The organism is Endozoicomonas numazuensis, assembly GCF_000722635.1.
Classification (GTDB): Bacteria; Pseudomonadota; Gammaproteobacteria; order Pseudomonadales; family Endozoicomonadaceae; genus Endozoicomonas_A; species Endozoicomonas_A numazuensis.
The window spans coordinates 8,566-27,990 of sequence record NZ_JOKH01000014.1 but is presented as its reverse complement, the minus strand read 5'-3'; the positions used below and the strand labels follow the sequence as shown (position 1 = coordinate 27,990).

Annotated in this window: 18 protein-coding genes and 3 pseudogenes; 5 read left to right on the top strand and 16 right to left on the bottom strand. The window is 45.8% G+C overall.

Annotation, left to right across the window (positions count from 1 at the left end):
- The 8 genes and pseudogenes from GZ78_RS30545 to GZ78_RS30115 form a co-directional block, all read right to left on the bottom strand.
- The coding region (locus GZ78_RS30545) for a hypothetical protein (RefSeq protein ID WP_236631711.1) at positions 1-228 on the bottom strand (228 nt) is incomplete at its 3' end.
- A gap of 590 nt (positions 229-818) precedes the next feature.
- On the bottom strand, positions 819-4,298 hold the full coding sequence (locus GZ78_RS26590) for an AAA family ATPase (RefSeq protein ID WP_034843276.1): 3,480 nt from the start codon (positions 4,296-4,298) through the stop codon (positions 819-821).
- A gap of 145 nt (positions 4,299-4,443) precedes the next feature.
- Positions 4,444-5,997: an IS66 family transposase gene (gene tnpC / locus GZ78_RS26585; protein WP_051786596.1), complete on the bottom strand. Its 1,554-nt coding sequence runs from the start codon at positions 5,995-5,997 to the stop codon at positions 4,444-4,446.
- A gap of 9 nt (positions 5,998-6,006) precedes the next feature.
- Positions 6,007-6,375 carry an IS66 family insertion sequence element accessory protein TnpB gene (gene tnpB / locus GZ78_RS28605; protein WP_152558980.1) on the bottom strand — a complete coding sequence of 123 codons (369 nt, stop codon included), beginning with the start codon at positions 6,373-6,375 and terminating at the stop codon, positions 6,007-6,009.
- Between the two features lies 1 nt (position 6,376).
- Positions 6,377-6,658, bottom strand: coding sequence for an IS66 family insertion sequence element accessory protein TnpA (gene tnpA / locus GZ78_RS28600; protein ID WP_081870072.1), 282 nt, complete (start codon positions 6,656-6,658; stop codon positions 6,377-6,379).
- An 89-nt stretch (positions 6,659-6,747) separates the two neighbouring features.
- Positions 6,748-6,873, bottom strand: a pseudogene (locus tag GZ78_RS31140) (IS30 family transposase); the annotation flags it as partial.
- A 238-nt stretch (positions 6,874-7,111) separates the two neighbouring features.
- The gene (locus GZ78_RS30120) at positions 7,112-7,630 is read right to left on the bottom strand and encodes a hypothetical protein (protein ID WP_236631710.1); all 519 of its coding nucleotides are present in this window, start codon (positions 7,628-7,630) and stop codon (positions 7,112-7,114) included.
- Positions 7,631-7,706: 76 nt separating this feature from the next.
- A complete protein-coding gene (locus GZ78_RS30115; protein WP_201772815.1) occupies positions 7,707-8,342 on the bottom strand; it encodes a hypothetical protein in 636 nt (211 codons plus the stop codon).
- Between the two features lie 258 nt (positions 8,343-8,600).
- Between GZ78_RS30115 and GZ78_RS26560 the strand changes: the two genes are divergently transcribed.
- Positions 8,601-8,993 (top strand): hypothetical protein, encoded by a 393-nt coding sequence (locus GZ78_RS26560; protein WP_034837975.1) that lies wholly within the window; start codon positions 8,601-8,603, stop codon positions 8,991-8,993.
- 107 nt (positions 8,994-9,100) lie between these two features.
- Here GZ78_RS26560 and GZ78_RS26555 read toward each other — a convergent pair whose 3' ends face one another.
- Complete coding sequence (locus GZ78_RS26555) at positions 9,101-9,337, bottom strand: SHOCT domain-containing protein (protein ID WP_051786595.1); 237 nt, start codon at positions 9,335-9,337, stop codon at positions 9,101-9,103.
- A gap of 122 nt (positions 9,338-9,459) precedes the next feature.
- Here GZ78_RS26555 and GZ78_RS29220 point away from each other — a divergent pair.
- Positions 9,460-10,430, top strand: a pseudogene (locus tag GZ78_RS29220) (IS1595-like element ISEnu2 family transposase).
- A gap of 387 nt (positions 10,431-10,817) precedes the next feature.
- On the opposite strand, the gene GZ78_RS26545 reads toward GZ78_RS29220, so the two are convergent.
- The 4 genes and pseudogenes from GZ78_RS26545 to GZ78_RS26530 form a co-directional block, all read right to left on the bottom strand.
- Entirely contained in the window at positions 10,818-11,123 is a 306-nt protein-coding gene (locus tag GZ78_RS26545; RefSeq protein WP_051786247.1) for a hypothetical protein, read from the bottom strand.
- Positions 11,124-11,372: 249 nt separating this feature from the next.
- Positions 11,373-11,558, bottom strand: a pseudogene (locus GZ78_RS28590) (ATP-binding protein); the annotation flags it as partial.
- A 75-nt stretch (positions 11,559-11,633) separates the two neighbouring features.
- Positions 11,634-13,034, bottom strand: a complete 1,401-nt coding sequence (gene ltrA / locus GZ78_RS26540) for a group II intron reverse transcriptase/maturase (protein WP_201772724.1) — start codon at positions 13,032-13,034, stop codon at positions 11,634-11,636.
- A gap of 1,021 nt (positions 13,035-14,055) precedes the next feature.
- Positions 14,056-14,655, bottom strand: coding sequence for a transposase (locus tag GZ78_RS26530; RefSeq protein WP_152558979.1), 600 nt, complete (start codon positions 14,653-14,655; stop codon positions 14,056-14,058).
- 424 nt (positions 14,656-15,079) lie between these two features.
- Between GZ78_RS26530 and GZ78_RS27960 the strand changes: the two genes are divergently transcribed.
- Both GZ78_RS27960 and GZ78_RS26520 read left to right on the top strand, forming a co-directional pair.
- The gene (locus GZ78_RS27960; protein WP_201772814.1) at positions 15,080-15,316 is read left to right on the top strand and encodes a hypothetical protein; all 237 of its coding nucleotides are present in this window, start codon (positions 15,080-15,082) and stop codon (positions 15,314-15,316) included.
- 2 nt (positions 15,317-15,318) lie between these two features.
- Positions 15,319-15,693 (top strand): hypothetical protein, encoded by a 375-nt coding sequence (locus tag GZ78_RS26520; RefSeq protein ID WP_051786591.1) that lies wholly within the window; start codon positions 15,319-15,321, stop codon positions 15,691-15,693.
- A 39-nt stretch (positions 15,694-15,732) separates the two neighbouring features.
- Here the strand turns inward: GZ78_RS26520 and GZ78_RS26515 are convergent, their stop codons facing one another.
- Both GZ78_RS26515 and GZ78_RS26510 read right to left on the bottom strand, forming a co-directional pair.
- Complete coding sequence (locus GZ78_RS26515) at positions 15,733-16,026, bottom strand: hypothetical protein (protein WP_034843261.1); 294 nt, start codon at positions 16,024-16,026, stop codon at positions 15,733-15,735.
- Between the two features lie 77 nt (positions 16,027-16,103).
- Complete coding sequence (locus GZ78_RS26510) at positions 16,104-17,261, bottom strand: IS4 family transposase (RefSeq protein ID WP_034837026.1); 1,158 nt, start codon at positions 17,259-17,261, stop codon at positions 16,104-16,106.
- 197 nt (positions 17,262-17,458) lie between these two features.
- On the opposite strand from GZ78_RS26510, the gene GZ78_RS26505 reads away from it, so the two are divergent.
- Entirely contained in the window at positions 17,459-18,859 is a 1,401-nt protein-coding gene (locus GZ78_RS26505) for an IS1380 family transposase (protein ID WP_051786590.1), read from the top strand.
- Here GZ78_RS26505 and GZ78_RS30110 read toward each other — a convergent pair.
- Positions 18,829-19,425, bottom strand: a 597-nt coding sequence (locus GZ78_RS30110; RefSeq protein ID WP_407919823.1) for a transposase, incomplete at its 5' end; no start/stop codon positions are given. The genes GZ78_RS26505 and GZ78_RS30110 overlap by 31 nt on opposite strands.

Below are 19,425 nucleotides of genomic sequence, written 5' to 3'. Positions count from 1 at the left end.
CGGCTTGTCACGCTCTTTTTGACGGTTAGTTCCCTTCGCTCCACCGGCTCCGCCGTGGTCTGGTGTGTTTACCTGCACTTTGTTCGCCAGTTTCCTCACTACTATGAAACTATCTGACTCCCTGCTTGCGTAAGCGTCCAGTCTTCGTCCACAGACTTCACCGAACCTGACCCACATGGAAAAGTGTGAATCACAGACAGGGTCTCCCGAGTTCCGCGCAAGAGACATCGATACATGCACCAGGTCTAACGACTCCGGAGAACCAACAAGGGCACTTGCAGTAACGCACTCTTGTTGTATTGCCTTCCCAATCACCCAACGTGGTCGGCGTTCTCGATAATGGTTTCGGAGCTCAATACTGAGCCTGCATCTTCCCCTGTCAACGCTTAACCATTGTCATTACTGACAACCGCCCATGACTCGGGGTTCCGGCGGTTTGCTAGACCTTACCGGATGAAGGGCTTTCACCTTCAATTTCTTGCCGATTTATCTCGGCGCACTGGGTGTCCCTTATATTATATTTGCTGCCCAGTCAAGGCGCTTTTGCAGCATGTGACCGAGGTCTTTTGCCAGATGCCGATACTTCGACCGGGGTAAGCCGCTTTATAGAATCCAGTCAGGTCAGATAGCAACCTAATGAAAGAGCTTTGGGGATTGTTTTTATCCCGCAAAAGCAGAGCTGGTTGATAAACAACCAGTCTAAAGATGAATCCGGGGTATGACGCCTTTCCCATGGCGAACAGAGCAGCAAATCCACGGAAGAAACCGCAATTAAAAAATCTGACCGGAGACTGCTGCTGGTTTATGAAATATTCGGGCTAATTATATATACCAAAGGGGGAAGATTTTTGTATTTCCAACAAATGACTTATCAAACCATCAATGTCCACCTTCATGTTTCCATCACTATCCTGTTCAGAAAACATAAAAAAAGCATCCAGAAAATGCTTGATGGTACAAGGATTTGCGTCAAGAAAATCTACAATCGTCTGAACCTGATCATCATCTATATCGTTCTTTTGCAGCAATGCTCGAGCTTGACCCTGCTCAAGATGGGTTAGTTTAAACTTGCTTTTAAAGCGAAGACCCTCCGATTCTGACACACTTTCCTCTCCCGGATTAATGCTTTCTGTGGCCAGTATTGCCATGCTTCTCTGACATGAGCTCGAGTTATCCAGAGGAGTATTGATATAGTGTCTCACCAGTTCAAATATTGAACCGATTTTTTGAAGCTCACGAAGACTATCAACAATAATTAGTGATGACTGGTAGTTCTTAGTACTTTCAAATAAATTTCTAACCTGTTGGATTTTATTGGAGTCTTGGATAAGTGACCGTGTAGAAAGTACTTTTATCATATCAAATGAACTATTTTTGGCTATCCATCTGGCATAAGCACTTGTGCCTGCTCCCTGAGGGCCAGATAATAAAATGGGCATATGTCTGACCCGCCCTTCCAGTACCTGCCTAAGAAAACGATTAATCTTAGGTATTGGTTGGTTCTCCCCAAAAGAAATAAACTCATGCTCCATCGGGAGATTAGCTAACTCAATATCCCACTTATCTTCCCCTTCTTTGTCAATAATCGCTTTTAGAATTTCATCTTGACTTACCTGACAATCAGCCTTTCCCGCCATAGACTTTACATCATCAGCCGAAAGGGTATCTACTGAGCCCAATATCTTTGCTATAGAAAGTCTTGTCGCGCGCCTCAGAAGCTCTCTTAAATCAGCTCCCGTATACCCTGAAGTCTTTTCTGCCAGCATTTGCCAACTAATGCTCTTATCAAACTTACAGCAGTCAGAACTGATTTGTTTGGCCAGAACTTCCAAAATATGCTGCCTCTGTTTCTGTTCCGGTGGTTTTATTTCCAACAGCAAACCAAATCGGCCAGATCTCTTAAGAGCTTCATCAATCTGGTCTATGTAATTCGTACTCCCGACAATAATGATGTTTGGTAAAGTGTGGATTCCATCCATAACAGCATTGAGTTCATTCACAATATCGCTTTTAATGCTATCAGATAGAACTGTAGCCGATCTCTTTTTAGCCAATGATTCGAATTCATCAAACACATATAGATATAACTTTTCCGGATTTCTCTTTGCGGGGGCAAATAGTTTTCGAACGTTCTCCTGTGACTCTCCGACCCACTTGCTCATAACTTCAGCTCCGGCCACAGTCACAATGCGATCGTCAGCTATGCCCATTGCTGGCCCAATGGCTTTGGCTATAGAGGTTTTTCCTGTCCCGGGAGGACCGTGAAGAATAATTCCTCTGGAAGTCTCTTGTTTTAAAAGTGCTGGTATAATGACCATTTCGATAATTTTATGAAGGGCATCATCAACGCCGCCTACGTATTGATGGAAAGTCTGCATCATACTCATTCCAGAAGAAGCTTCTTGCGCCTCACTTATAACCGTTCCCAACGTGTTCACGAGGGAGAAATCATCACTGGATAGTTGGAGAACAGTATCTTCTGTAATTGTAAAAATGGGGGAAGGAGGCGCAGGGTCGGAGACAGGATCCGAAGATGTCTCTGAGCCATGAACAGACTCTATTGTTATGGCTATCAAGCCATTTTTACTGGAGCTCAACTCGTTATCAAACAGAGACACCTGATAATCCATTCCCGACTGAATAGGAGTATCAGCCATTTTTTCAGCTATACGTTTCTGGGTATCGTCCTCTTTCAGCTCTGTTACTTTTCGCTTTTGTTTAGGTTCCAGGCTCTCTATTTTTAACGACGCAAAAGCAGCCGGTTGAATTAGTTTCTGCTGCTGAGAGGTGTCAAACCTCTTTATAAGATACTCTGCAGCAACACTATCTTTCGGCACCCCCAGCTTCCATGCGGATTTGAAATTGATGGAAGGGCGTGTATCTTCTTCAGTAACTGCAACCTTAAACACACAGTTGTTACCAGTAGGGCCTTTACCAGTAAGCCCAATCATAGGAGTGGGATCCTTGTGGAGCCCCAATCGAAAGAATATCTCTATCGGCAATAACATCATATTGCTTCCTGGCAGATTGGGAGAAGATTTCACGAATGCCTCGATACCACTTTCAGTTTCGGATTCACTCTCTTCGCTTGAGCATAGGAACTTGATTGAAGGCTCTTCTTTTAACTGCAGTCTGGTCTTTTTCCCGATAAACTGTAAATCCGCTGTTTTTTGGCCAGTGACAGTGACTCGTAAGGGATGCAGAATTTGCCCATACACTTCTTTGCTTCCAGTTCTTTCACTATCATATGCGTAACAATAATTCACACTTGGCACAGGGGTTTTTTCAAGGCACTTTTGTAAGGATTCAATTATTTCCCGACGTATGAAACTGACAGGTGACTTATCTTTATTGTCGTGAATTAATTCTATGCGCAAATCAGCCTTATTCGCTACACTTAAAGCCCCTTCAAACATCGACAGTTCAACCGTGTGTAAAGAATCACCATTTTCTGGGGAGGTTTCTGCCCGTGAATCATGGTTTGGGTGAAGTTCGATCTCTCCCTCATTGACATCATCACTTCCTTTGACCAGAGAAGGTTTATCATTAATCAGTAATATAACCGCCTTATCATCAGCATGTTTACCCATTAAGTCATCCAGTGTTATGAAAGAGACTCTGGATGAGTTATTGGTGTAAAAATTGCCACGAAATGGTTTGACTTTCAGAGTTTTCTTTCTGGCCGTTATAGGTATAGACTCAGTTTTTCCTGTTCCGGAGGGGGAAGAGTCGGTTGAGGAGGGTGGTTCTGGCGAATGACCTCCATCTCCACTTGGTTGGTTCGAGTTGCTCTCTGGTATAGTTCTTGGCTTTACTGATTGATGATCAGCTAACAAGCCAGCAGAAGTAGGAGAATCTACTTGATTGAGACCGCCAAGAATGGACAAGCCATCTGACTCTGTCGCCGCGCCAATATAGGAGCTTGTTTCTACTTCTTCTCTTTTAAGCTCATCATTAATTATTATTATTTTTTTGAACATAGGTTTTACTTTAACTTCCTCCAGGCTGTATTCTGGATCTGGTTCACGTATTTTTATTTGTGGTTCAAGCTCCGGTTCAAGCTCCTGATAGATGCCACCCAGAATCTGTGGTCCATTTTTTTGCCTGACATAACTTAAACCCGGAGTGTTAAAAATAAGTGGCACTACCTGTAGCTGTAGCAGCTCCGTGAATGGCTTAGCAAAAAGCAACAGCGGAAGAGAGAGCGACCCAACATTATTATTACCACCACCTACAGCCGGTAAAGTAAAAAAAAGCAGCAGATAAAAATACCCACACCTCAGCATTCTGTTATTCATAGTTGAAACACTTCTCCTTTTTTATCGTTTTTTTTCTCGTTCAAGAAAATTCTAAAACAAATATTATTGCCGTCATTGACCATTTTTTTGAGATTTACCCTACCCCTGTAGCGCAGTAAGCGGACAAACAGCGAAGAGACTACCCCTAATTGTCCAGAGGCGCTTTTAACGGATTTTTCCCAAAGCGGTCTTTCCAATTCCGGGGAATCAGCTCATCAATTTGTCGGGCAGGGTGAAGGCTGACTCTCTGAAGAACGTCAACCAGATATTTGTAGGGATCAATATCCCGTAATCGGCAACTGACTAATAAGCTCTGGATAATGGCAACGTGTTCTGCACCTGTTTCTGTCCAACAGAACATCCAGTTCTTTCTTCCCATCGGGATACACCGAAGTAAACGCTCGAGATGATTGGTATCCATCTGAACATCGGGATCATCCAGAAACACTCGCAGAGAGGATTGGTGATTTTGTGCGTAGGCCAGTGCTTTGCTTAAAGGGTTTGTTTTGGTCAGCTCCGGTCTTTGCCGTTCCTGGTAGCACCAGTCAAAGAACTCATCTACCAATGGTCTGCTTTCTTCATGCCGAATTTGTTTTTTCTGTTCCGTGGAGGCGTTTGAGTCTCTGATACGCTTTTCAATACGGTAAAGTTTTCCAATCAGCCCCAGCGCATGGCTGGTAGCCTCCGGCTCATCGTCATTCGCCCGGTCAAAGTATCTGCGGGTGTGCACCCAGCACTGGGCTTGCGTGATTTCAGGATGTTTCTTGCAGTAACTGTCGTACACACCATAACCATCGGTGAGTAAAACGCCCTCAAAGTCTTTCAGCAGAGGTTCGATGTGCCGGGTGGAGCGGGTCAGTGATAACGTAAAGGCAACTTCGTCCCGCTCGCCATACACCGGCCAGAACCAGGCTTTCTGCATTTTGCCTTTTTCTTTACGTCCTGCCTTGCCCGGTGTTTCGTCCATCGCCAGTACCCGGCTTTCAAGGACGCTTTGTAGCAAGGCGTCATGAACCGGGCGCAGAAGTTCAATGGTTCTTTTCACAAGACCGGTCAGTGTGGCGCGACTCAGGGTGACTCCGCCCAGCGCCATTCTCTGATGCTGCCAGTGCAGAGGAAGATGAAAAACGAATTTGTCGATGAGCATGCCTGCTAACAGACTGACGTCGGCAATGCTACGGTCAAAAATGCCGGATGGAACGGCTACTGTACTCAGGGTCTGGGTTGGTTTATGTCTGACCACCGGGCGACGCTGTTCATGAATCACATAACTGCCGGGGCGCTGCGCCAGCCTGCGGGTTACCTTGTAATCAATGATTTCATATTGATCAGCGTTTTCACCCTGCAATTCGGGGGCAGGCAACTCAGTGACCTCTACCGGGACTCTGTCGTCAAAACGCAGACCTTCATCAGTGACGCAATCTTCAGGGCGCTGCTTCTTGCGCCGCTCATAGGTTATTATTTCTGTTTCTGGTGGTGGTAGGTCAGACGGGGCTTTAAATATTTCACCCAGGTTTATCTGGTCGGGGTTATCAATGGTCAGCCGTTTTTCAGACTTTTCACCAAACAGTTGCCGTTTAAACCAGTTGAGCTGTTGCTCAAGGGATTCTATTTTCTGAAGCGATGCATCTAACGCGGACTGTAACTGCTGGTTTTGCAGTTGCAGGTCAACGGGTGCGGTGGCTTCAGAATTATTCATGGGTTATGACTATAGCGGCTTTCTGGATTTTTGCTGTGTATGGTCATAACGTTTGCGTTTTTGGACAGAGCTCAGGTCTATGCCTTCGAGCAGCATGTTCAAATCGGTCCAACACAGAGAGTGCTTAACAGCATCCCGCCAATGATGGCGAAATGTACCCTGCTCCAGTCGTTTGCTCCAGATGCAATAACCACTGCGGTCAAAATAGAGTATCTTTGTCTGGGTGCCCCTGCGGTTGATGAACACAAACAATTGGCCGCTAAGTGGATTTTCCTGAAGCTGGCTCTTGACCAGCGCTGAGAGTCCGTCGTAAGACTTTCGCATATCGGTAGGCTGGGTGCATAACCACACCCTGACACCGGATTCGGGTAAGAACATGTTACTGACGCATCCTGAGGATGACATTGCCGGGCAGTTCCAGCTCGATGTCCCAGGTTTGCGTTGGGAGGGGTTGGCTGATAGCAGTAAGTTCTACCCATTGAGGGTTGGTTTCGGAGGTGCTTTTTTCAGGGGCGTTGAGTTTGCGCTTCCAGTTATAGAAGGTAGCGAGGCAAAGTCCTTTGGATCGGCAAAACTCGGTCTGGCTCATGTTGCTGCTTTGTTGCTCAGAGATGAGTTTTTGCCACTGTTCTTTGGTCAGTCGTTTTACTGTTTGGGACATGGTGAGCTCCTGTGAATGATTGCAGGAGTAGCATGGTCATAAATCAGCAGGTTTTATAGACGTCCTCAAATGACCGGTTACGTTGGTATTTCATTTGTTCCTCTCTGATAGCCGGCATAAGGCTTGGCAAAAAATACATCAGGATGCACGGCTTCTGACACCTTTTCATGTGCGGCAAATTCGCCTCCGTTATCCAGTGTGATGGTGCAAATCGATGGGGTGCAGTTCTTTCCCTACGACACCGCAACCCCGATATATCGGTCACTTTGACGACCAGGGGCAAAGAAAAAAGGGCTGTTCTGTGGTGATATACAGTCGTCAAACAAACAGCACCAGAAAAGCAGCCCTTCATGAACGCATCTTACGCAAATACACTCGACTTTCAATTTTTTTCTCCGGCACAGTATTTTCTAATCCCAAAATGAGCCTGAAGGAAGCGTCAAGCCAGTGCTTTCAGGCCTTTCGTTCAAAAATTGATTGAAACAGTGATTCTCTGGCAGTCTGTAGCTGCTCTGCTGCTTCATTATCGCTCATGCTTGTAGCTCTTGCTTCAAGTTCTTCAAGAGTGATCCCTTTTTTCAAATATTTCTTGCTGTTTGGGAGACTCCTGAATTTTTCGTAGGGTGTCATCATGTTTTCATAGCGATACTTTTTTCTTTCTTTTCCCTTTGCATCTATTTCTGTTTCCGCAAAAAAACATGGACGATGAAAGTTCAGGTAAGGGGTGAGATGGTTTCTGTTAAACTCATTGATTTCTGTCGCATACTCTTGAGGAATATGAGCGTAACCAAGCATCTTTCTTATGATTGCTCCGTTTTTGCTTTCTACAAGAGCATTGTCGTTTGTTTTTCTTGCTCTTGATTTTGTGAAATTTATACGAAGTTTTTCAAGTAATTCAGATACACGACCATTGATGTATTTAGATCCGTTATCTGAGTGAAAACCCCTTAATTTAAAGGGGAGTGCGGCCAACAGCTCTTCCAGAACAGGAATCAGAAATGTTTCGCTGATCTTCTCAACAGAGCAAACCATTTGATATTGTGTGACCTCATCGACAGCGTTGATATGGTACACACCTTTTTACTCTGTCTTGATCACCCTGATGAACCGTATCGATGCGTATGAACCCCGGTTGTCCTTCTGGTCTGGGCTTTTGTCGCACGCCAATTGCCCTGTTTGTCGGTCTGGTGACGTCTTTAGGCGTTCGGATGTTTCGGTATGTCTTTGACTTTCTCAGGTTGTATATGTGCGAGACAGAGATACCCTTCAGTCGTTTATACTTCTGATCACCCTGTTCGTAAGCCCGTTCACAGAGCTTCTTGATAGCCGCACCATTAAGGCCGTTGTGGAGGCGATCTGTAGCAGCCAGAAGTCTTATGTCGGCTTTGGTGTACTGGCTACTGAAACCATTGATCGTGCGCTGTTTTCGCCTTAAATGGCCTTCAGCAAGGTAAGTGTTGATAAGGCGGGTGATTTGAGCCCTTGAGTAGCCTGTAGCGACTGTCAGGTAGCGCTTGATAAGCCCTTTATCTGGACGGAGAAGAGTTCGATATCGGAAGTGCCTTAAAATCTCTTCAATCCATTGATAACACTCGTCTTTCGACTCCCAGCCTGGTTCTATTACTGGTGCCTGTTCGAGTAATTCTCGGACCTGCTGAAGGGTCTTAATGAGCCTCGTATTCATAATGATTTTCATCCACTAATCATGGACGAAAGACCTAAAGGCGTGAGGCTCATTTCATATTGGAAATAAGAGGCTCCTTTAGGCTCATTTCATATTGGAGAAGACTAGCATTTGTTATGCGCCTTGGTTTAGACTATATTGATGCGAATTGAGAAAATACAGCTTGATTTTCTATTTGTAGCACACCAGATAGTGGCTAAAAGAACAGCACAAAACCACCCATAACATTGGCTGCCGAAACCGTTCTTCACTTTGCTTATGAAAATATTCGCATTAACAATTCTTATTCTTTTATCTGAATCATCATATAGCCAAAACTATCAAACTAGAGATATTAACAGAGCAACTATAATTGCAAGAAATTTATTTATAAGAGCTGTTGCTGGTTTAAGTTCTGAACTGGCCTTGATTGCCAATTATGTGTTTCGAATAGAAGAAATAACTAATAACCCTCTTAAGCTGTTAATTCTTGATAGAATATTTCTAGATGAAGATAATTTTATTGCTGTTTATGATTTATTTTTACATCTAGGTTATGAAAATACAATTATTGCTCTGCAAACAGTTATTAATACTCTGTTTGAATCATATTATGATGTCAACAATATTCCCGACGATGTAATTTTGTTTAGACTTGAGGACTATCTTTAGCGCATAACAGCTTACATATACGACTCAATGTCGCATAACGCCTGCATGTGAGGCTGAGCCGTAGGCGCAGTCCCTACGATGCATTTGTTATATTTCTTTCGAGAAATTTATGATTTATTACCTTCTAATAGCTTGGCTTTTGCATCTTCGAACTGCTTGTCGGTGATTACACCATCAACTTTTAGTTTTGACCATTTTATCAGCTCATCTGCAACTGAATAATTTTTTAAGCCTTCTCCTCGTATGATACCCACTGTTACATTTGATTCATTTTTAACGATCTTTGGTGTTGTAGAAAAAATACCATCATGAATTACCCAGCTGGAATGTTTCTTTAAGGGCATGTAGAAAAGATAACTAACAAGCACTCGGTAGAAAAGTGCTGCTACGCTAAATATCGGCTATGTTTCGCTAAAGGGTTGACAGGACTAAACTGTCACGAGGTTCTTCAACCGGAGGCTAGGTTATGCAGTCTCAGCAGTTTCAAGAAGTTCTTAATGCAATTTCGTTACTGACAAATCAACAGAAAAATATTCTGCTTAATGCACTATCGGATCGACATTCCCCTTCCGATATTGCTGTCTCCATCGAAGAGGGCTTTATAAAGGCACCAATATGCCCACACTGCGGTTCTGAAGATCTACAGCGGTGGGGTATTCGCAACCAGCGCCAGCGTTTTCGTTGCAAGGATTGCCATAAAACTTTGAACTCTTTTTCCAAAACACCATTGGCTCGACTCAGGCACCCCGAAAAATGGTCCAGTTATCTTGAAGGAATGACTCATTCTCTCACACGCTTCGTCCGGCTGCCAAGCAGTGCCAAATATCGCTTGGAACTTCATTCCGCTGGCGTCATCGCTTTTTGCAAGCCATTGAGCATGATCAGGCACCAGAGCTTGGTGGTATAGCGGAAATCGACGAAACATTCTTTCGTGAGTCGTTTAAGGGGCAGAGGAAAGGTCTGCCTAGACCTGCTCGCAAAAGAGGCTCCGATAAGAAATCTGAATGCAGGAAAGTCCCAGTCATGGTAGCCAGAGATCGCAACTGTCACACTGTAGATGGTATTCTTGATAACGAGAGTGCAGACGAACTTTGTCGTCATTTGAATGGTCGAATCAATATTGAAACTGTTGTTTGTGCTGATGCAAGCCTCGCTCACGAGAAGCTTGCGAGGAAGCTGGGATTCACCTTCAAGGAGCTGGTGACATCATCTGGCAAAAGGGTTTTAGATGGAATCTTTCACTTACAACATGTCAATGCATATCATGGCCATCTTAAGGGCTGGATAGAAGGGATTTTTCATGGGGTTGCGACAAAATACTTACCACATTACCTGGGCTGGCGTAGAGCTTTAACCGGGATTCAAACTCTAACACCTGATCGATTGGGTAATAAAATTATGGAGTTTCTCCGCTTTCAACCTTTAAGCGCAACATAGCCCTAAATATCGTTGCCAAAAACAGATCGGATTTCTCGTAGAATTGCTCATCTAAAAATACTTGATATGATAATGCGGCAGCAGTGATTGTACAAATCAATAATGCAACGGATGTGTATATTTTGAAGATTTTTACAGCAGTCTCTACATAAGAAAAATCTTTATTCCTATGCATCATGTACAGCCCAAAGGCTATGAATATAGTAGGTATAATCCCGACAAGACAGATGATGCTTGGGATCAAAAGTAATCAAAATATTAGGATTTTGATTTGCTCATTACTGCTGAGAGGCTTTTCTTTCATTGAGGACTCCGTTTGAAATATAACGCTTGGTTCAGGTGCGCCGTAGGCGTCACCTGGAACCACTTGTTATGTGTCTTGGTAGGTTAAGCTGCTAGTTCTTTTAATGGTCTTGGTTTTTTTGCATAGAATAATGTAACTCCACCACCAACCTCTGCTGTTTGGGGGCTAAGATACCTTTCTTCTTTTTCTTCTAATAATTCCTTCCAACGAGCTTCTATATCACGCCAAGGCTTCTTATTTATCCTCTCAATACTATACCAATGATATATTTCTCCCCAACTTATGAAAGTTGAACCATTGGCGTATAACTCATCTAACCGTGCCCAAAGTTGATCTCTATGTCTTTTTAGCATTACAGCAACCTCATAAATAAACTTCAGCTGCATCATACATAAAATAATTTAGCGACACACTAAATATTTTTAAGACTCCTTAAATTTATTTATAGTGACCTTATTTATAGTACTGACACATAACATATTATCTGAGGGAAACACGACATTCACCAGACCCATAAACACCAAGGCCTGTTGTTAACTCCGCTTTGAAATGACCTTCTTCCACCGGTTTGAGATGACCCATTTTCAGCAATACTTTTGACCCGCTTTCAACGGTTAAGTTCACTGTGTGTTTCAGGTTTATTTCTTGGAAGGAGTGCCTTTGAGTAACCCAGCTTTGCGCTTCTCTTTCAGGCGGTAACTCTCACCTTTGATATTGAGAGTCGTCGCGTGATGCAACAACCGATCAAGTATCGCTGTAGCTATAGCTTGATCACCAAAGATTTCACCCCAATCAACAAAGCTTTTATTCGAGGTCAGGATGATGGGTCACAGTAGGAATGCCGGTCACCCGGCACCCCCTGCGCAGATCCGTACAAGCACTGCTAGCGCATACGGCTCCTACCTCGAGTATTTGACGCCAAACCGCTGCTCCGGCCATGGGTGAAGGACTTTGACCTTTGGGAACACAGTATTTACGAAGGCACCAAACTTCTTCCAGTTCAGGCGACTTCGTTGACTGCGCCGCTTAAGGGCTTTGTACCATATTCTCTGCACTGCAGTTCTGAAAGCATTTATCCTACGGCTATTACCCGGTACAGCAAAGTAGTTCATGTGCCCTTGAATGACACGTTTTAACCACTCCAACTGTTCCGGCACAGCTTCATGCCTGTGCTTCATAAGATGGTCTTTAATGCCTTGCAGCGTTGTCCGCATTCTCTTCTTGCTGGTCTCTCGGACGACTGTGAAGCGTTCATTACTTCGGGTCACACTGCAGAAGTGGGTGAAGCCGAGAAACTCAAAGGTTTCTGGCTTTCCTGCTCCCAGTCTCTGCAAGTCCTTTTTGGCAAATCGCCCAAAACGAATAAGCCGGGTTTTATTCTCGTGTAGAGATAAGCCGAACTCTTTTAGTCGATCACCAAGTTCCTGCAGAAACCTCTGTGCTTCCCATTCCAGTTGGAAACCCAGCACACTGTCGTCAGCGTAGCGCACAACAATAACCTTGCCCTGCGCATTCCTTTTACGCCATTGATTAACCCATAGATCGAACACGTAATGCAGATAAATATTGGATAGCAAAGGTGATATCACTGATCCCTGCGCTACACCTGCCACGCTTCGGACATGCCGACCATCGTCGGCATAGTATCCTACTTTTATCCACTGTTTTACCAAGCGGATAATGCGCTTGTCTTTCACCCGGTGCTCTAAAAACCTGATTAGCCATTCATGGTCAACCTGATCGAAAAATTTCCGAATATCCAGGTCCAGCACCCAATTCACAGGATTTCTTTTGATTCCCACAGTCAGTGCATCCAGTGCATCGTGCTGGCTTCTCGCAGGGCGGAACCCGTAAGAGAAACCGAGGAAGTCTTCCTCATAAATCCCTTCCAGTACCTTGACTACAGCCTGTTGGACGATTTTGTCTTCCAGACACAGGATGCTCAAGGGGCGTTCGCTCCCGTCTGCCTTGGGGATACAGACCCTTCGGGCTGGACGAGGCCGATAACTCCCTAGATGCACCTTTTCGTGCAAAGCTTTCAGCCGGGCATCCAACTCCTGCTGATAGGACTGCCAAGTGACGCCATCGACCCCCGCCGATGCGTTTCGTTTCAGTTGAAAGAAACTTTCTTTCAGCAGGTTCAGAGTGTGGTGATGAAACAAAGCAGTGAATTGTAAGCGACTGTCCTTCGCCGCTGCTTGACGTATACCCGGCAGGTTGGACGAGGTGTTAGTCCGGCTCTGAGTCCGGCCACCGACACCCTGCTGGATATTCCTCTTGGTCAGACCACTTTCCTCCACAACCTCCGCCGCAGGTGACCTGCTTTGTTCGGCTGCTTCTCAGGTACTATTAGCCTGTCCGACTTCCTGCCGACGACAATAGGCGTGTGGTTTTTAACCTTCCCCATTGCGTCTCCCATGGCTATTACAGGAGAAACCGGCAGGATCTCCCGAGTTCCGCACAAGATGCGTACCCGCATGCACAAGGTCTACGACTGCGTGAGGTTCACCAGCCACTTGCGATTTAGCGCAATTGGTGATTTTGCTTTCTGCAGAACATAACAACATCAGCACCTCAAACTATTTGATTTCGCAGCTCAATACTTAGCCTACTGGCACCCCTGTCAACGCTTCACCGGTTACCTTACGGTAGCAGGCGCATGACTCGGGGCTGGGGCGGCTCGCCTGCCTTACCCCACAGGGACTTTCACCCTTAACATCTTGCCGATTTATCTCGGCGCTCTAAGCGTTCAAACAGGTGGCAGACTCCAATGGCACTGACTTAAGCCGCCTTCCCTTGGTATTTCTTGAGTCTGCGGGCCTGCGCTCTTGGGTGTTGTAGCCTTTTGTGCGGCTTTGGGCGTTTCTTTACAGCCCTTGGTTCTGCAACATGTTGACCGATTATCTCCAACATACTGGCGATCTTCTCTTCAAGCCAGTTACCGGCTGCTTCCAGCAGCGTTTGATGGAACAAATTTGTGGCTGTCCTTTATATTCGGTGCACAGACTTCACCGAACCTGACCCACATGGAAAAGTGTGAATCACAGACAGGGTCTCCCGAGTTCCGCGCAAGAGACATCGATACATGCACCAGGTCTAACGACTCCGGAGAACCAACAAGGGCACTTGCAGTAACGCACTCTTGTTGTATTGCCTTCCCAATCACCCAACGTGGTCGGCGTTCTCGATAATGGTTTCGGAGCTCAATACTGAGCCTGCATCTTCCCCTGTCAACGCTTAACCATTGTCATTACTGACAACCGCCCATGACTCGGGGTTCCGGCGGTTTGCTAGACCTTACCGGATGAAGGGCTTTCACCTTCAATTTCTTGCCGATTTATCTCGGCGCACTGGGTGTCCCTTATATTTCAGGGGCAGATAGCAGTAGTCCTGGTATTTGGCGTTAAACAGGTTCAACTGCTGAGCTCCGTGAGTGATGGCTGGTGTGTGGTCGAGGTCAATAACGATCGCAGCAGGTGGCAGCTTGTAACTGCTGATGAAGTGATCCGCAAAGGCCTTGGCCAACCTGTAAATATCTGTCCGGGTCATAGATTGCCCCAGTCTGGTAAAAGTGGGGGCTGATGCGAGGTGGTTATCATTGCCCAGAGGGTTGCGCCCTGTAGCTAATTTGAACATAGGGTCTTTACGCAGACGATTACTGTCGTTGGCATCCTCATAACCGCAGGCCATTTGCAGAATCCGCTGAACCAGAAGATCCTGAAGAGAATAGTCGATATAGGACTGGTGACGATTGTCGTGAATAGCATCGGTCAGTCTGTCAATAAGACCGCTATGAAGCATGGTTTCTCGTAGCAGCAGAGCACCAAAGTCAGAGGATAATTCCCCACCATTGAAGTCGGCACGGACAGTTTTGCTATTGGATGGGTGAAAACGAAGGTGTTTTTGTGTAGATTTGGGCATGGCAAGTTCCGCTTTGCTTTTTCCGAAGCATTTTTTTGGTCGACCCAATTATATCAAGTGATTGGGCGGAACTTGCCTTCTTTTATGAAATTTCCGGGCTAGTAAAAGGGTTTCAAGAGATAATGTACTCAAGGCTTTCCAGAAGCTGCAAATACGCTTTCAGATTGAACTTAATACGATCAATACAGCAACAAAAGCAAGGCGGGGAACGCCACTTAGCAGTGCTAATCGAGCCATAAACATAGCCAGAAGCAGCCGTAATATCGCCAGTCTTAATGTCAGCTCACAAATTCAGGCCAGTAGCCTGAGCAGACTGGCTCAGCAGACAAAGTACCTGGGTAATGGTCTGGCCGTCATCGACTTTTCCAGCCGGGTAGGCAATATCCATAACAGTTATAAGGCTGGCGGTAACTGGGAAAGGGAGATGTTTATTGAGTCACTTGGTTTTGCCGCTTCCGCAGGAACAGGTATTTTGGCCGCAAAGGCTGGTGCCGCTGCTTTAGGTTTTCTAGCTGTTGCTACACCAGTGGGATGGATCGGGTTGATTATTGGCGGTCTTGCTGTTGCAGCAGGTGGTGTGGCTGCCACAACAGTCATCAATAACCTATCCAAGAACAATAGTGGCGATCTGTACGATGGAATAATGAAGGCATTGAATTAAGTATGAGTATGTTTACGACGCTATTCGGTATTGCCAGTTTTACAATGATTCTTGCCTGGTGTTTTTTCCTCGTATTTGGGCAGGTAACCGTCAAAAAGCTAAGGAAAAATCCAGAAACAAAGGATGCTCTCGGGGTAGAGTACATGAGCGGACTGGATACCCTTAATGTTGCGGAAGCACTATCAACACCAAGAGCTCTGAACAAGAAACTGGAAGCCAGCCCATTATCAATGTTGCATGCAGACTCTGAACTACTGTACAGACATACTACCCTTCTGGATCGAATACTGGCGCGAATACTCTTTGTGTTGTTTTATGGATCAGCAACAGCTCTACTTAGCCTGGCTGCGGCTGAAGCTATGGGATTATTTTCATAGAGAGATATATTAAGCACTACATTTGTAGTGTTTTTTTCTTTATGCAACTCTATTTTTTTTCAGAGTATTGAACGTCACACCAACAAAAAACAGCGCAGAAAGACCCAGTAAGCCTGGTACTAAATAAAACAGCCAGTCGATGTGCTTCAGTACACCGAAAGCCGAATGAGTAGCCGCTTCAATCTTTTCGTTAAGTACCAATGACCAGGAAAGGGTCTGGTAGGTAGCTAATGCCAGCAACAGACTGATAACGGCTCCTGCCTGCCAGTACACAGTGATCAGGCCTATAACGGCAGACTCTGTACTGATATCGTTATTTCTTCTTCTAACCATCACTTGAACTCCCTGTATTAGCTTCTCGATATTCGCTTCTTAGCCCGGATAATTCATAAAATAACACTGCTGTCCGGTTAAACATATCCAAGCTCCAGCTTTCCCTGATTCTGGAGCAAGCTGCCCCCGCTTTTCTCCGGAGGATCACTGAATAACTCCAGAAGAGAACGACGACCGGTCAGATTAAGACTGATTCTCCTGGCTATTTGCTGTAACGACAGCTGGCAGCGTGTTGTGATCTGGGCCAGGCGTAGTAGAAGGTAGGCAATCATTGCTGTCAGAACCTGAATTTTCACTGCGTTCTCACTTCTGCCAATGAACCGCTTAATCTTCAGATTCTGTTTAATCCACTTGAAGAACAGTTCAATCTGCCAGCGAGATTTGTACAGGGCAGCAATTTCAACCGCTGTTCTCTTCAGGTCATTACTGATAAATACCAGTACTTTGCCGTCTTCCTCACGGTGAATTTTGACTCGTCTTAGGTAGGTTGGACAGTCTTTACGGCCTTTGTCAGAAGAAAGCCTGATGATTTGATCTTCAAGGATAAAGTTTTCCTTCGTTGCACGAGTTTCAATGACTTCGTAGACCGCAGAGCTCTTCATTCTGCCAACGAAAAGAGTACCCTGGCAGGTCATCTCGTAATACCAGCTGTAGTCATCATAGGCCCGGTCAAAAACATAGGTAACACCCGCCATAATGGGCAGGTTCTGAGCGGCTTTACGATCATTCACTTTGGCGCTGGTCAGTTCGAAGAAGGTCGGTGTATCTGCCTCCGGGTCATAAACCGTGTGCAGCTTTATGCCGCCCTTGGTTTTCCTGAAATGAGCCCATTCAAACTGGTTTACATTCAAGTCGATGGTTGTGGAGTCAATCAGACGTACCATGTCACTGGCCGCTCCCCGTGGCAGATGGCTTCTGACCTTTTGCAGCAGAAAGAAAAAAGTCTCTGAGAAAATGCTGGCGGACCGATGACTGTTGGCGTCCGACAGTGAAGAGCGCTTTATGCGAGAGACGCCCAAATGGTAATGGTGGCTGTGGCAGGTGTTGAAGTTCTCAACTAAATCCCGAATCGAGACCCGACTGGCCAGTTGAGCAAACATCATGGCGACCAGCTGAGTCCAGCATGACAGAGTTCTGATCCGATGATCACCATTGTGACGGTCAACCACCTTCTGGAATTGGTGGCGGGGAATGACTTTGAGCAACTGTTGGAAAACGCTGTTATGATGCTTCATGCCTGTCTCTCTTGGTCTGTGAAATAGCTGTCTCGACAACTTCTATTTTACTGTAAACCAACAGGGACAGGCACTTCCCAGTTATTCCGGATTTTTAACCGGACAGCAGTGATAAAATAAGCAAAATTTGCCCTCAGCCCTTGATATAAATGACATTGCCACCAGAGTATTCCGGACACACCAGTTCGGAACTTGTGATGGATCAACCTGCTCAAGAAATACTCAAATTTCATCCGGTCAACGGCAAAACACTGAGAGCTGATTTTCAGGGTGGCGAGTTATCATCTGATTTTGGGACCATTTTACTGCGCGAAACCATGCTGCATAGCGGTCTCATTTCCAAGCTGTCCAACGCGATTGATGATAAACGCCACCAATCCTACATCGACCATCCCTTGCAAGACCTCCTGACCCAGAGAGTTTTGCAGATGGCCTGTGGTTATGAGGACGCCAACGACAGCAACTATTTGCGCAAAGATCCTATGTTCAAGCTTGCCGTTGGACGAAACCCGCTGAGCGAAGAGGGTCATTTAGCGTCAGCTCCGACGTACACCAGGCTTGGGCAGTCAATGACCAAAAAGGACATCTACAAGGTGGCCAAGGCTCTTGCTGAGCATTTCATCAGCAGTTACGAGCTACCACCGATGGCAGCCATAATTGATCTGGATCACACGCCGACCATTACCCATGGTGGTCAACAAATGAACCTGTTCAATGCTAAATATAATGACTACTGTTACCTGCCATTACTGATATTTGAAGGACTCAGCGGCAAGTTGATTACTGCTGTCTTGCGTCCGGGTAAAACACCTACAGGCAAAGAGAACGCCGCCATTCTTAAGCGCGTCATTCAGCTGATCCGACGGAGGTGGCCGAAAACGTATTTGCTGGTTCGGGGTGATAGCCATTTTGCCCAGCCTGAGCTAATGCGGGTTGTTCAGGATGATCCGCATTCCGACTATGTGCTGGGCAAAGGGGCAGGCCATAAAACAGCTCTACGACCCAAAGCCAAAGAGTTACTGGATGAGGCTCGACAAGCACTCAAGGTCAAGACCGGCCTGGCCAGATTAAACAATATGCCAATACCCGAGCGGCTCAGGCTTTACGGAGAAGCAGAGTATCAGGCCAAAAGCTGGAAAGGCCTGGATACACGAATCATCTACAAGGCAGAGGTCAACCAGAAAGGCGACAATCCTCGTTTTATTGTGACATCGATAAAAGAGGCTTCTCCTGAGGTCATTTATGAAGAGCTTTACTGCCCAAGAGGCCAGGATGAGAACTTCATCAAGCATCTGAAAAGCGACCTGTCTGGTGACAGGCTATCAGACCAGGGCTTTCTGGCTAACCATCTGAGGATGTTTTACGCCTGTGCTGCTTACGTTATCCACCATGAGTTAAGAACCAAGGCCCTGAAAGGCACAGAACTGGAAAAAGCTCAGCCCTCAACAGTGATTGCGAAGCTCTGCAAAATTGCAGTGAAAGTGGTCGAATACAAAGATCCGATCAAGTTACATCTACCTCGTAGCTGTCCATTCAGGGGGCTTTTGCGGCATGTGACAGAAGTGTTTTATTCGATGCCGCCACCCCGACCGGGATAAATGACTCTGCAGGCACTCAATTGAGTCAAAAAGCGACCAGATGAAAGAGCTCTGGGGGGGGCGTTTATTTGGAATTGGAGGTTTAGCGATAAATCTATCAGCCAAGCGTGCGTCTTGCTTGAAAAGTTGGTGCAGGAGGTCAATTGAAAAGTAGTCCGGCCAAAAAACTCAGATCCAAGCCCCTTGGCAAAGGCTCGAACCTTGTTTATGAAATATCCGGGATAGTCTGACTGCTCAGGCGTGGGTGCCAGTTTTGCCCGAATAGGATTCAAATCCACATACGCCATACAAGTCAGTAATGCTGCCTCATCCAGTAACGCCTGACTTTTAAAGCGCCCTTCCCAGAATCGACCTTTACAACCATCTTCCTTATTGGCTTCACGAGCCAGGTATTCGTTTAGACAACGCATAAACCAGCTCACACTCTTCAAGCGGAGACGATACTCATCCACATATTCGTCAACACGACTGAGTTCTGAGCTGCTCAGACTGGCTCTGCTCATATAACGTTGTACCAGCATCGGGCCTGTAAAAAGGGTAGTCCAGCGCTGCAGCACTTCATCACG

Bases quoted from the DNA above. Each gene is read 5' to 3' on its own strand.
- GZ78_RS26590 (WP_034843276.1), bottom strand. From the start codon at position 4,298: ATGAATAACAGAATGCTGAGGTGTGGGTATTTTTATCTGCTGCTTTTT.
- tnpC (WP_051786596.1), bottom strand. From the start codon at position 5,997: ATGAATAATTCTGAAGCCACCGCACCCGTTGACCTGCAACTGCAAAAC.
- tnpB (WP_152558980.1), bottom strand. From the start codon at position 6,375: ATGTTCTTACCCGAATCCGGTGTCAGGGTGTGGTTATGCACCCAGCCT.
- tnpA (WP_081870072.1), bottom strand. From the start codon at position 6,658: ATGTCCCAAACAGTAAAACGACTGACCAAAGAACAGTGGCAAAAACTC.
- GZ78_RS30115 (WP_201772815.1), bottom strand. From the start codon at position 8,342: ATGAATACGAGGCTCATTAAGACCCTTCAGCAGGTCCGAGAATTACTC.
- GZ78_RS26560 (WP_034837975.1), top strand. From the start codon at position 8,601: ATGAAAATATTCGCATTAACAATTCTTATTCTTTTATCTGAATCATCA.
- GZ78_RS26555 (WP_051786595.1), bottom strand. From the start codon at position 9,337: ATGCCCTTAAAGAAACATTCCAGCTGGGTAATTCATGATGGTATTTTT.
- GZ78_RS26545 (WP_051786247.1), bottom strand. From the start codon at position 11,123: ATGATGCAGCTGAAGTTTATTTATGAGGTTGCTGTAATGCTAAAAAGA.
- GZ78_RS26530 (WP_152558979.1), bottom strand. From the start codon at position 14,655: ATGCCCAAATCTACACAAAAACACCTTCGTTTTCACCCATCCAATAGC.
- GZ78_RS27960 (WP_201772814.1), top strand. From the start codon at position 15,080: ATGTTTATTGAGTCACTTGGTTTTGCCGCTTCCGCAGGAACAGGTATT.
- GZ78_RS26520 (WP_051786591.1), top strand. From the start codon at position 15,319: ATGAGTATGTTTACGACGCTATTCGGTATTGCCAGTTTTACAATGATT.
- GZ78_RS26515 (WP_034843261.1), bottom strand. From the start codon at position 16,026: ATGGTTAGAAGAAGAAATAACGATATCAGTACAGAGTCTGCCGTTATA.
- GZ78_RS26510 (WP_034837026.1), bottom strand. From the start codon at position 17,261: ATGAAGCATCATAACAGCGTTTTCCAACAGTTGCTCAAAGTCATTCCC.
- GZ78_RS26505 (WP_051786590.1), top strand. From the start codon at position 17,459: ATGGATCAACCTGCTCAAGAAATACTCAAATTTCATCCGGTCAACGGC.